At 62.0% G+C, this 12940-nt stretch carries 8 protein-coding genes; 1 reads left to right on the top strand and 7 read right to left on the bottom strand.

Going from position 1 to position 12940, the window contains the following annotated elements; all coding sequences use genetic code 11:
• Positions 1-79: 79 nt before the first annotated feature.
• Together RAS12_RS27100 and RAS12_RS27095 are read right to left on the bottom strand one after the other, a co-directional pair.
• Positions 80-3562, bottom strand: a complete 3483-nt coding sequence (locus RAS12_RS27100) for a hybrid sensor histidine kinase/response regulator (protein WP_306943265.1) — start codon at positions 3560-3562, stop codon at positions 80-82.
• 69 nt (positions 3563-3631) lie between these two features.
• The gene (locus RAS12_RS27095) at positions 3632-6295 is read right to left on the bottom strand and encodes a hybrid sensor histidine kinase/response regulator (protein ID WP_306943263.1); all 2664 of its coding nucleotides are present in this window, start codon (positions 6293-6295) and stop codon (positions 3632-3634) included.
• Positions 6296-6637: 342 nt separating this feature from the next.
• Here RAS12_RS27095 and RAS12_RS27090 point away from each other — a divergent pair, with 342 nt between their 5' ends.
• Positions 6638-7306 carry a response regulator gene (locus RAS12_RS27090; RefSeq protein WP_306943261.1) on the top strand — a complete coding sequence of 223 codons (669 nt, stop codon included), beginning with the start codon at positions 6638-6640 and terminating at the stop codon, positions 7304-7306.
• 40 nt (positions 7307-7346) lie between these two features.
• Here RAS12_RS27090 and RAS12_RS27085 read toward each other — a convergent pair whose 3' ends face one another.
• The 5 genes from RAS12_RS27085 to RAS12_RS27065 all read right to left on the bottom strand — a co-directional run bounded on the left by RAS12_RS27085 (position 7347) and on the right by RAS12_RS27065 (position 12934).
• On the bottom strand, positions 7347-7775 hold the full coding sequence (locus RAS12_RS27085; protein ID WP_306943260.1) for a DoxX family protein: 429 nt from the start codon (positions 7773-7775) through the stop codon (positions 7347-7349).
• Between the two features lie 3 nt (positions 7776-7778).
• Entirely contained in the window at positions 7779-8996 is a 1218-nt protein-coding gene (locus RAS12_RS27080) for an EAL domain-containing protein (RefSeq protein ID WP_306943258.1), read from the bottom strand.
• A 131-nt stretch (positions 8997-9127) separates the two neighbouring features.
• Positions 9128-9817, bottom strand: a complete 690-nt coding sequence (locus RAS12_RS27075; protein WP_306943255.1) for a response regulator — start codon at positions 9815-9817, stop codon at positions 9128-9130.
• A gap of 159 nt (positions 9818-9976) precedes the next feature.
• Positions 9977-11452 (bottom strand): metal-dependent hydrolase family protein, encoded by a 1476-nt coding sequence (locus RAS12_RS27070; protein ID WP_306943254.1) that lies wholly within the window; start codon positions 11450-11452, stop codon positions 9977-9979.
• Between the two features lie 36 nt (positions 11453-11488).
• On the bottom strand, positions 11489-12934 hold the full coding sequence (locus tag RAS12_RS27065; RefSeq protein ID WP_306943252.1) for a TolC family protein: 1446 nt from the start codon (positions 12932-12934) through the stop codon (positions 11489-11491).
• Positions 12935-12940 lie beyond the last annotated feature (6 nt).

The following is a 12940-nucleotide window of genomic DNA, read 5'->3' as shown; positions in this document are numbered from 1 at the left end:
AATAGCGGGTTTCGCCGACCCTGCGCAGGCCAGTTTTGACGCCATGTTTGGACGTCAGCAGAAGCGACTCAGGCGGCCGTCAGCGTCCATTTACCGGCCGGCCGGATTCTTGAAGGCCGGCACGCAACGTCTTCGCCAATTCGGCGATAGCGTTGATTTGGCCCCGTCCGCCGCTCGTTTGCAGCAGCGCGAGAATCTGATCGGCTATGCCGGCCAGATGCGACGGCTCGTGCAAAACCACTGCTAGCAGCGCATCGTTCAACGCATGAATATCGCCGGCGCAGGCGCGCACGCCGTGCGCTGATATCGATTGCGCCAGCGCCGCACCGCGTGCCGCAATGTCGTTCAAGCCAAACACCGCGCACGCGCCGCCCAAGGAATGCAACTCTGCCAGCAATCGGGGGGCATCCTCGTCGTCCAGGCCTTCGCGCAAGATCTGCACCGCATCGCGGCATGACTGAACGAACACGCGCCAAGTATCGTCGGCAACGGCGCGGCCGCCCAACAAGCCATTGCCGACGGACGCATCGCGTTGTAGCGGCGGCAGGCCAGCAATTTCCGACAGCGCAAATCCTAAGTCTGCCAATGACAGCGGCTTGCCCAGCACCCTCGCCATGCCCGCGCGTTCACCCTCTTCGCGTTGTTGCGGCGTGACGTTAGCCGTGGCGGCCATCACCGGCATCCGGGGCCAACGTTGCCGAGTCTGCCGCGCCAACGCAAAGCCGTCCTGACCCGGCATGGACAGATCGGTCAGCAGCAAATCAAACGCTTCCCGTTCCAGGCAGGCCAGGGCCTGTTCCGCATCCGCCACAGAGGTGGCGTCGCATCCCAACAACGCAAGTTGCTCTTCAAACAGCTTGCGGTTCACAACGTTGTCTTCCGCCACCAGCACGCGCAGGCGCTTTCCCAGCACCATGCCGTCCGGGTGCTGCGCGGACAGAGCCCGGCCTTGCAGCGCATACCGCAAGCCATTCGCCAGCCCCTGCAAGCCATACACCGACGCACTCACGATCCGCCCGGACGCCACCGGTTGCGCCGGCCCTTCCTCGCCGCAATCCACCACCCACGAAGCGTCTTCCACCAGCGTGTTCTCGTCGTTGGGATGCCAGGTTTGGCGATCCCCCCAGAAAACCAGCGCGGCGGCGTCTTCCACCTCTTGCTGCACTATCAGGGCCGGATGCCGGTAGCTGGCCACCTGCAAGCCCCAAGCCTGCAAGATACGGCCCAGCCGTGTTCGCTCGTCTTGCGACGCGGCAACCAGCAACACAGGTTCTCCGTCGAAATGAGGCGTGTCACCGGTTTGCGCGTCGGCGGCGGGCAACGTGCCGAGCAACGGCACGCTCAAGGTGAAGCAACTGCCCACGCCTGGCTGGCTTTGTACCGTCAGCGCGCCGCCCATGGCCTGCGCCAAACGCTGGCATAAGGCCAGCCCCAAGCCCGAACCACCGAAACGCCGGGTGATCGTTGCATCCGCCTGACTGAAATCCTGGAATAGATTCGACAGCTGATCGTCGCTGATACCGATGCCGGTATCGATGACCTCGATCCGCATCTGCGACGCGGAATCGTCTCGGGACAAACGCAATGTCACCTGACCGGCCTCCGTGAACTTGATGGCATTGGAGAGCAAATTATTCATGACCTGCCCCAATCGCGCAGGATCGCCGCGCAAAGGCCAGGTAATGGTGTCGCCCAATTCGCCCAGCAGCGTCAGGCCCTTGGCCCGCGCTACGGGCGCAAACACCATCAGCGTCTGGGAGGCCAGCTCCAGCACATCGAACTCAAGGTCTTCCAGCAAGAGTTCGCCGGCCTCAATCTTCGAAAAATCCAGAACGTCGCTCACCACATTCAGCAAACCGTCAGAGGCTGTGCGGATGGTGTTCAGCCGGTCGCGTTGCAGTTCGTCCAACGGCGAATACGCCAGCAGTTCCAGGTTGCCAAGCACGGCATTCAACGGCGTGCGGATCTCGTGGCTCATGGCAGACAGGAAGGCGGACTTGGCTGCATTGGCGGAGTCGGCCGCCTGCCTCGCGTTGCGCAGCTCGTGCTCCAGCTGCTTATCGGCCGTCACATCAGTGAATGCCGTCACCAGCACATCCTCATCCTGATAGCGGGCGCGAACCATGCTCACCGACAAATCCAGCCGCTGCCCGTCGCGCGTGGAGAAAGTCAGGTCCTCTTCAAAGACCGCCGGTTTTGTTGAGCGGCTGGCAGGCGATTCCAGCTCCCGTTTCAGATAATGCCGGGACAATGCGTAGGATAGGCTCGGCCCTTCAACCACCACCCGATTCGCCGTGTCGATCATCGAGGGGCTGCGCAGCAGCGGTTTCCCGGTATTTGCGGTGATCAGGCCCAGCCCGACCGGCGCTGTCTCCACCAGCGTCCGGCTCAATTGCTCGCTGTCGAACACCCGTTGCGACTGCCGTATCGCCGGCACGAACACTCGCCACTTCACCAGCAACAGCAGCGCCCATGTCAACGCGATGATGATGGCCGACGTCAGGGTGGCCAGCACGATCTGCGGCCCCACCCCGGCCAATATCTCGCGCCATGACTGCGCGTGCACCAGCGTCCACCCCGTCGGCAGCAAAGACCAGCCCGATAAGACGTGTCCATCCATAAACACGCTGCGGGACGGCTTATCCAACCCCGCCGCAAGCGCTTTACGGGCCAAAGGCAACAGCTCTGTTCCGGATGAATCCGGGCACGCGACGATCAAGGAACCATCAGGCGCCAGCAACATGCACGCCCCCGAATAGCTGGTTGCGGGCAGGTTCGCGGCAAGCGCGCTAAGCGGCATTTCATACACCAGCGTGCCAAACGGCGTGCCGTCCCAGCCGGTCAGTTCCGTCGCAATGCGCACGGCCTGCTTGCCAGTCAGCGGACTCTCATAAGGCGGCAGCCATCGAAACTGCGGCGAACCTGTGGCCGGATTTCGCCAGCCGCCTTCGGGTGGCGAAATGGGTACGCCGCCCGACGACGTCAGCGCAGCAAAAAGGCCGGCCCGGTCAAGCGCCACCCGGTCCTGCCACGCATACCCCCCCCAGGGAAGCACCGATAGGATCAGGTTGTTTTGGTCGGGGCTGTACAGGTAGACGGTAAGATCGCCAGCATTGCGCGCCGCGATAACTGCGGTCGCCGCGGCCATTCTGCCCGCCAGCTGCACGTAGCGCGATGCATCGGCGGCGTTGGCCGCATTGGTGTTGCGCAACACCAGCAACGGCGGCCCGTCCGGGTCCGGCTGCACCCGCAACAGCCCCTCTTGCCCAAAATACGCCTCGCGCGCTTGTCTATCGGCATTCGCGCTGCTCCAGGCCAGTTCCATGTTCTGCACATTGTTACGCAGCGTCGCCACAGCTCGCGTGCTGAAATCCATGGATCTGCGCATGTCGATCGAGATTTCTTCCTTCATGCGCGTCAGATAGGCGTTGACCGACGCCGCGACCTCCATCAGGCCGGCCACCAGCACCACCACCGTGATGGCGGCGCCGCCGCCCATGACCAGTATCTGCTGATAACGGCGTAAGCGGGCCAATACACTGCTTTGCTCGGAAATCGTCATGAGTCCAGGTGCCAAAAGGGCGCAGTTGCCATGAGGCGCGTACACGCCGATTATGACTTGACGCCGCCCTTATGGGGAAGAGGCGCGTTTCAGGCCTGCCTCTAGTGCATCCAGCAAGCCCTCCACATCGTCCAGCCCGCGGCCCGACTTCAGACTCGTCTCAGCGTCTGCCGCCAGCCGGCTCAGGACGTACTCGCCAAAAACATCCAGCATGCCGCGCAGCTTATGCAGCTCGGCCAAGAGCTGCGGGATGTCTCCCGCCACTCTGCCACGGCCGATTTCGGCCAGCGCGGATTCGCAGGCTAGGCGGTAAGTGCGCTTCAGGTCCTCGCTCATCGCGCGGCCGCCCAGCAAACCGCCTCCCTTATCCCCTTCCAGGCTTCTGATCCGCACAGCCGTTACCGTCGACAGCGCTTGCGCAAGATCGCCCAGCGACAAGGGTTTGCCCAGCACCAGGGCAATGCCTGCCTGCTCGCATAACGCCCGCTCCTGCGGCGTCATGTGCGCGCTGGCAGCCACAACCGGCATGGATGGCCAGCGTTCGCGCGCGGACTCCGCCAGCGCATATCCGTCCATTTCCGGCATCGCAAGGTCAGTCAGCAATACATCAAACCTCGACCGTTCCAGGCATTCCAGCGCCTGCACCCCGTTATCCACCGACACGGGATCGCAACCCAACATGCGCAACTGTTCTTCGAACAATCGCTGATTCACGGGATTGTCTTCGGCGATCAAGACACTAAGACGCCGCGCCAATATCGGCCGGCACAACTCCGGCGCGCTCAATGGCGTACCACGAAGAACATGGTCCAAGCCGCTTGCCAACCCCTTCAGACCGATCATCGACACGCTCAACAGCCGGCCCATCAACACCGGGTCTGCCGGCCCATCTTCCCCGCAATCTATCACCCAAGGCGCCTCTTCAACCAGACGATTTTCGTCCTCGACCCCCCACCCCTGCCGATCGCCCCACAGCACCACCGCCGAAAACTCGCCCAGCAAGTCCGGTTTCAGCGCCGCCGGATGCGCATAAGACTGCACGTTCAGGCCCCATGCCTGAAGGCTGCGCCCGACATAGGCCCGCCATGACGCCGATCCGGCCAGCAACGCCACCCGTTCGCCATCAAAGCGCGGCATCTGCCTGGCCTGCCCGCAGTTGCCCAGCGGCAGACGCAGCGTAAAGCGGCTGCCCCGTCCCGGTTCGCTCTGCACCAACAAGGTGCCACCCATCGCCTGAGCCAAGCGCGAACACAGCGCCAGCCCCAAGCCCGTGCCGCCAAAGCGCCGGTTGATCGTCGGGTCTGCCTGGCTGAAGGCGCGGAACAACCTGGCTAATTGCTCTTGCGACATGCCGATGCCCGTGTCGTCGACCTCAATAACAAGCGACCCCTGCTCCTCATCAACGGACAATGCCAGCGCCACGCTCCCCTGTTCGGTGAACTTGACCGCGTTGGACAACAGATTGTTGATGACCTGCCCCAACCGCGTCGGATCACCCAACATGGGAAGCGCCACGACCTCGCCCAGCTGGCCGGCCAAAGTCAGGCCCTTGGCGCGCGCGGTGGCCGTGAACATCCGCAATGCCTGCGAGGCCACATCCAGGACGTCGAACTCGATAGACTCAAGCCGCAATTCACCGGCCTCGATCTTCGAGAAATCCAGCACGTCGCTGACGATCGCCAACAGGCCGTTGGACGAAGTGCTGATCGTGCGCAGCCGGTCACGCTGTGCGGCATCCAGGCGCGAATGCGACAACAGCTCCAGATTGCCCAGAATGGCGTTCAACGGGGTGCGGATCTCATGGCTCATCGCGGCCAGAAAGGCCGACTTCGCGGCATTGGCCCGATCCGATGCCTGCCGCGCCTTGCGCAACTGCTGTTCGACACGGCTCTGGGCCGTGACGTCCGTGAACGCGGTTACCAGCACGTTCTTTCCCTGATAACGCGCGCGTACCATGCTGACCGACAGGTCCAGACCGATCCGGTTCAGGGTGTCGAATCGAAGGTCATCGTTAAATGAGCCTTGGCGCCAGCTCACATCGCCGCGCGCAACGTACGCCTTATACAGTTGAATGCACGCCTCGGGCAGCGCATCCTCGCCGGATGTGATGCGCGCAGCGATCTGCGCCATGGCCGGACTGCGCAACAGCGCCTTGCCCGTATCCAACGAGATCAGGCCAAGCCCCACGGGCGCAGTGTCGATCAGGGTGCGGCTGAGTTTTTCGCCTTCATATACGCGCCGAGACCATTCCAGCAGCGGACGGAACACTCGCAACTTGAGCGAAATGAGCAGCAGCCACATCATCCCGAGCGTCGGTATCGTCAACATGAAGTCAACCAAGACATCCTCGCTGGCCGCCGCCGCAATATTGCTGCCGGCGTATGCGAATACCATCACGTTCTCATCGCCCAGGCCTTGGGACACGATGAACAGGCCTTGTTCATGCCAGTCCTGCGGCTGCTCGTCGCCGACTGATGCCACGCGCTGCAACGTTTCGCGCAATGGCGGATGCCCGCCGTCGCAGCATTCGCCCACCCAGTCGACCACATTGCCATCGGGGTTGACGATCAACGCCATTCCCCGCATGCCCGTGATCTTGACCGGGTCGACCAGCGCGCGGTATCCGTGTTCCGTGACCAGGCCGTGGCCCAGCACAAACGCGCGGCGCTGCGCGTCGACGTGCGTATTGATCGCCATGCGCACGCCCATGGCGAGAATCAGCAAAGCGATCAATGTGCTTACCAAGCCACCACCGAACAACAAACGTCGTTGATAGCGGCGAAGATTCAACAGGGTATTAAGATTGCTGTCCGGCGACACGCTCGCTGCCCGGGCCCCTCTCGGTCCCGTCCTATGTAAAGTCGAAGATTATGTGACACCGGGTCCGATTACCGCGCCATACCGCGTAAATTCCGTACCCGTCCTAGATGAAAAATAGTCAGGTTCGTACCGGACCCAGCTGCAAGCCGTGACACACGCGCGCTGAAATAATCAGCCCGGCGCTACCGGATTACGCTACATTTGATTTCGTTACTGCTTGCCTTTGCAGCCCTTGTCAGATCACCACGCCGCGCCATGAAGATTCATCTCCTGTTAGCCGACGATCATCCCGCCCTGCTGTCCGGCATCAAGCACGAACTGGATTCTGTGCCGTCGATCGCCATTCAAGGCGTGGCGCGCGACTCCGGCCAGCTCGTCCATCTGTTGAACAGCGTGCCCTGCGATGTCCTGGTGACTGACTACGCCATGCCGGGCGGCACCTTTGGCGACGGCATCACATTCATTTCCTATCTGCGGCGCAATTTCCCTGAACTGAAAATCGTGGTGTTCACGACGTTGGACAACCCTGCCATCGTGCAAGAGTTGTCTAAATTGGGCGTGCATTCCGTACTTGGCAAAGCGCGCGAAACCAGCCAGCTCATCTCGGCGATCCATGCCGTATACGCGGGAGCGCGCTACTTTCCTTCCGAACAGGGAATAGGCGCGCCCACGTCTACGACGATGCGTGCCGGGCCGGACCTGACAAAGCGTGAACTCGAAGTCGTCCGGCTGTATGTGACGGGCATGTCGGTCAACGAAATCGCTTCGCACCTGAACCGGTCCAAACAAACCATCAGTTCTCAGAAGAGCAGCGCCATGCGTAAGCTGGGGATAGAGCGCGACGCAGATCTGTTCCGCTTTGCATTTGAAACCGGCATTGTGGTGGTGTCGGAAGCCGGCGAAGGCGAGCCGCAAAACTCCTGACTCCCCCTTTTCTTGACTCGGATTGCAGTCAAAAGATCCGCTATCTTTCCGCGCGGCGTAAGGCGTCAAAAGACAATGCCCCCGGGCCCCACGCGATCAAGAAAAGCAGGCACGCCGACGAATACAGCCGGAACAGCAGCGGGTCCGGCCGCGACAAATCCCAGATCGAGGATTGAAAGATCAGTGCCGCCAGGTTCAGCATCAACAAGCCCGCACATGCGCTGCTCATGAATGCGCCCAGAACCAACAGCATTGAAAAGACGAAATCTGCCACCACGAACGTCCCGGCGGACCACACCGGCGACATCAGCGGCAACGAGAAATCCAGGGTGAATTGCACAACCGCTGCGTGCCAATCGGCAGCTTTGGCCACGCCACGTTGCAAAAACTCAGCGGCGATATAGATGCGTAAACAGAACACGCAAAGGGAAAAGATCCCCATGCGCCAGACAGCGGCGACGCCTTGCATAAGTCACGCAACAACCTTTTCGCACCAGAGCGGCGGGCAGCTGTCCAAAGTTGCTGGCAAGACTTTCCCGATGAAAGCGCCCACCTCCATCGGCCGTCCCAAACCAAACCCCTGACCGATGCGGCAGCCCAGCGTGTGCAACTGGCGCGCCTGCTCTTCAGTCTCGACCCCTTCGGCCACCACCGCCAGACCCAGCGCGCGTCCCAACCCCATCGCAGCGGTAACCACGGCATGTGAGGCTGGGTCGCTTTGCAGCCGTTTCACGAACGACTGGTCAATCTTGAGTTCGCTGAACGGTAACCGGGTCAAACGCTCCAGCGTGGAGGCGCCGGTGCCGAAGTCGTCCATGCTGACGCCAAACCCTGCTGCGCGCAGGCGCTTCAGACCTTGTTCCAGCGCGGTCTTTTCCTTGATCGTTTCGTCTTCGGTAATCTCGACCGTGATCAGGTTGGGCGAAATGCCGCGGCGCAACGTGCGCTCTTCCAGACTGAGCGCGACGCCAGGAATGGACAACGTGGACACCGATGCGTTGACCGATATGCGCAAAGAGACGCCTTGGGCAGCCAATACCGCTTGCACATCAAGCACGCGTTCCGTCACGAAGTGGAACAGCATCGGGTCCATGGACAAGCGGCTGATCGCCTGCACGAATTCGGAAGGCGGCACGTCGCCTACCTTCGGATGCCGCCAGCGCGTGAGCGCTTCGGCGCCCAGGATCTTGCCTGTGCCGAGGTCCACTTGCGGCTGCAACACGACGCGAATGCCATCCTTGCCGGCTAGCGCCAGAATCAGGTCTTCGTCACTGAAACGGGGCGTCAGCGCATCTTGCTTGGCCGGTTCGCGCCACTGGGAAATGCGGCTCAACGACGCCGGAATGAAAGCCGCGCTACGCACAATGTCGATCACCGCGCCAGCCGCTCGCAAACCGCTGGCATAAGCGTCCAGCACACATGACGGCAGATCGCTGATCCACAACACTGCCGGCATATGCGACAGACGTCCGGCATTCACTTCTTTTTGCAGTCGCGCAGGCACCAGCAGCCCTTCAGAGGCGCTGGCCGGAACTTCGCATACGACTAGATCGGCTTCCTGCTCGCACAGCGCCAAGATCAAGGCTTCGAGCCCGTTGGCATTGCGCAGCGTGCGCAACATACCGCCATCCAGCAGCGCATTCAACGCGCTAGCGCAATGCGGGGTGGGGCCAAATGTCAGCGCGGTCAAACCGCTCGCGTGGCGGGAAAAATTAGGGGGGATTTGATGAACCATATTGACGACTCGCATAGTGGATTCAGTATGATTCGACGCCCCTGGCTAAACAATCGGACCAGTACCAAAACGCCTGCGCGTCAAGCCTATTCCGCGGCCAGGCCGCCCATGCTGTCCAGCTCGCCGGGCGCGCCACCTTCCGTCAGCAACCCGGTTTCGTACGCAAAGCGAAAGAGCTCGACATCTCTTTCGATGCGCAGCTTGCGCATGGCGCTGGTTTTCTGCGAACTGATGGTTTGTTTGCTGCGATTGAACTGGCTTGCGATCTCGTTAATAGAGACGCCCGACACATACAGGCGAACCACCTCCGTCTCGCGGCGCGTAAGCTTTTGCGAGGGGTCGACCTGCGCCACGCGCCCCACTGCCGATGGCGAGCGGAACTTTGGCGAGAAATACGTTGCACCGGCATAGACCGCATGAATGGCGGATATCAGGTGGCCAATCACATCCACCTTGCTCAACACCGCGTGCGCGCCGATTTTGACCATCTCGGCCACCATGGCGCGGTTGTCGATCGTCGTGAAGACGATGATCTTCAGATCGGGGTAGCGGCGGCGCAGAAATGACAGCATGGTCATGCCGTCACCGAATTCGCCTCCGGGCATTACATAGTCGGTGACCAGCACGTCGCAATGCGACTTGGCCAGCAATTCGAACGTTTCGGTTGAATTACTGGCCGTACCAACGATGGAAATGGTGTGAAAGTCCGCCAGTTCGTGCTTGACGCCGGTGATCAAGGCGGGATGATCATCGGCAATGATGAGGGAAATTTGCATGGCGCATCCAGCCTCTCGGCTTTGTCTGATGGGAATGCTGCCAATGTAGTATCGCCCCCCCCAGTCATATCTCGTACTTGTCCCTCACTGCCCTCATACCAATGGGACTAGTACGAAAGTTACGAAAAGGCGGACTTTCCCCTGTTTTCTGCCCTTTACTTAACCCTGAAGCTGCTTGCAAATCTTTCCGTCTTTCATGATTACGCGCAGGCTTTGTTCGGGCTGGGCAATCAATTGAAGGTCTTCCAGCGGATTGCCATCCACCAGCAGCAAGTCAGCCATAGCGCCTGCTTGCACAACCCCAAGTTTTCCCGGATACGGATTGCGCGGGCCGGCCATGGCGCACAGCTCGCCATTGACGCTTGTTGCCATCCGCAAAACTTCGGCAGCGCCGTACCAGCGGCTCATCTTCGCCAACTGAGCGCCCTGGCGGGTAGCAAGACGCGCGTCAAACAGCGTGTCTGTCCCCCACGCCGTCTTGATACCCAGGCGGCGCGCCATCTCGTAGGCGCGGTCGGTGCCCGCCACCATGGTCAACTGCTTTTGGCGCGACGACGGCGATTGGGTGGGTACCGCGTCCTCGTCATCCAGAAAAGGCTGCAAACTCCACCAGACGCCCATGTCCGCAATGCGGCGGGCGGTGTCTTCGTCGATGAGCTGGCCGTGTTCGATGCAACGCACGCCAGCATCCAGCGCCATGCCAACCGCGCGCGACGTGTATGCGTGTACCGTCACATACGTGCCCCAGTTTTCGGCCGCGGTCACTGCCGCCTTCAGCTCTTGCAGCGATCCCTCGGTAACGTCCAGCCCGTCATACGAGGACATCACACCGCCGCCCGCCATGTATTTCAGTTGCGACGCGCCGCGCATCAGTTGCTCGCGGGCGCGCAGCAGCACTTGATCCGCCCCGTCGCAGATAGCGGTTACGCCCATCTTCTCCACGTAGGTCAGCCCGCCATCGGGCGACCTGGGCAGATCGGATAGCAGCCTGAAATCGCCATGGCCGGATGTCTGGCTCAGAAAGGCCCCAGACGGATAGATGCGCGGCCCCGCGGTCAGGCCTTCGTCGATAGCCCGCTTCAAGCCGAAGGCCGGACCGCCCATGTCCCGCACCGTAGTGAACCCGCGCATCAGCGTGGCGCCTGCTTCTACCACGGCCATCGTATGCACATAGTTGAAGTCTGCGGTCATCGCCATCAGGATGCTGGGGCGGGCAAGAATCGAGTGCCAGTGCGCATCGATCAGCCCGGGCATCAGCACCCCGCCCTTGCCATCGATCTGTTGGCAGCCTTCCGGCAGCGGCAACGATTGAGGTTCCACCGCCTTGATCTGCCGCCCCTCCACAACCACGCGCATCCCGGTTAGCAGATCGTCCGACACGCCATCGAAGATACGCACATTCACAAAGGCCAGCGGCGCATGGGCTACGCCCGGATGCTGAATTGCAGCGGCGTGCGGCGTGGCTGAGGGCGGGGTGGCTGCGGCAGCTGCGGTTCCTCCGGCGGAACCCGTGGGACCGCCTGCCGCCGCTTCATGTACCGCATACAAAGCATTGATACGAGCGGCCGCCGGATTATGGCAGCCGCAGTTGACAGCGCTCAGGCGGTTGATAGACGTGGCATCCACATCGAACATATTGGTTTCTCCCGTGTTGGACTCATATCTGAAGACTCATTGCCCGCTCTCGGCGTTGATACGCCCTAGCGAAAACGCAAGCGTAGCCGCGCCCGTCATCGCGGCTGAATAGGCGTCGGCGCGCGCGCTGCGGGCGGCCAGTAGTCCATTGGCGGCCTCGGTCGCTGCGGTGACGGTGCCAACCCCATGCTGGTAGGCATCCAGCGCCGCGTCATAGGTGAGCGACGCCGCCGATTCCAGGCTGATCGCGGCCTCGTTCGCTTGCAAAGCGGATTCCAGCGTGGTGGACGCCACGACAATCTGGCGCATGGCCTCCATGCGCAGCTTGGACAGCGCGGCTTGGGACGCCTGGACGCGCTCGTTGGCATCTTGCAATCGTGCGCTGCGCAGGCCGCCATCGAATATCGGCACGCTGATCCCCACGATCACGCCGTTGGCGTTGGACTGGCCTGCCAAAATAGGCAAGTTGCCCACATCCAGATTGCGGTTTCCAGCTGCGGCGAAACCCGCTAGATATACCTTGGGCAGGAAGTCCGCCTTTGCGGCGTCCACCGAATGCTCCGCCGCCTTCAACGCGGCCACGCTGGCCATCACGTCCGGGCGGTCGGCCAATGCCTGGTGCAGGATCTCCTGGCTTGCGACATCCGCGGCAGGCGGCAGCGGCCTCCGCGCCAAAGGGGCAATGCGCAACGTGGCCGTGGGATCGACGCCGGCCGCGGCCGCCAGCGCCTGGTAGGTATTGCGCTCGGCGCCTTGTGCCGTGACCACCCGCAAGCGCGCCTGCGCGACCAGTTGACGGACTTGCGCCAGTTCGATCGTGGTGGCCATGCCATTGCGGCGCCGGGCCTCCACCGCCGCCAGCACGGATTCGCTATTGCGCAACGACGCCTTCGCGATTTCGCTGCGCTGGCGCGCTGCATCATGTTCGTAGTAGGTGCTCATCACGCTGTAAATCAGCTTTTGGTGCGCGCCGTTGTAAAGAAAATTGGCGCCCAGCGACAGGCTGCGCGCGCTGTCGCGCAACGCGCTGCGCTGGCCGAAGTCGAACAGCAGCCATTGCAGCGTCGCCAACGGGACCACGCCGCTGGAGCTCGTGTCCACGTGTGGGCGCTGCCCCAGAATCTCGGGCAACTGATTGCGTGTCGACACATAGCCGCCCACGACATGCGCCGACAGCATCGGCAGGAACGTGGCGTCGGCGATGCCGACAGCCGACGCCGCCTGCCGAGCCTGGCTCCACGCCAAGCGGGTGTCCGGACTGTTGCGCTGGGCCAGGTCGATCAGCGCGGGCAAATCGTACTCGCGGCTGTGATCCAAATTGGCAGCGCCAGCGTCAGACGGGCCAGACACGGCCAGCGCGCGCCACTCGGCAGGCGCGTCCGACGACTGCCACTGCCGTTGCGCCGATTCGGGTGCGCCATGATTTCCGGTCGCCACGCAAGCCGTCAACGCCATCACAAATGGGAGGGTGGACAATGCCATTCCCAC

It is taken from the genome of Achromobacter seleniivolatilans (assembly GCF_030864005.1).
Lineage (GTDB): Bacteria > Pseudomonadota > Gammaproteobacteria > Burkholderiales > Burkholderiaceae_B > Achromobacter > Achromobacter seleniivolatilans.
The sequence above is the reverse complement of the archived record's forward strand: the minus strand, read 5'-3'. Positions and strand labels throughout refer to the sequence as shown.

Coding starts and splice junctions, on each gene's coding strand:
- RAS12_RS27100 (WP_306943265.1), bottom strand. CDS start 3,562: ATGACGATTTCCGAGCAAAGCAGTGTATTGGCCCGCTTACGCCGTTAT.
- RAS12_RS27090 (WP_306943261.1), top strand. CDS start 6,638: ATGAAGATTCATCTCCTGTTAGCCGACGATCATCCCGCCCTGCTGTCC.
- RAS12_RS27085 (WP_306943260.1), bottom strand. CDS start 7,775: ATGCAAGGCGTCGCCGCTGTCTGGCGCATGGGGATCTTTTCCCTTTGC.
- RAS12_RS27075 (WP_306943255.1), bottom strand. CDS start 9,817: ATGCAAATTTCCCTCATCATTGCCGATGATCATCCCGCCTTGATCACC.
- RAS12_RS27070 (WP_306943254.1), bottom strand. CDS start 11,452: ATGTTCGATGTGGATGCCACGTCTATCAACCGCCTGAGCGCTGTCAAC.
- RAS12_RS27065 (WP_306943252.1), bottom strand. CDS start 12,934: ATGGCATTGTCCACCCTCCCATTTGTGATGGCGTTGACGGCTTGCGTG.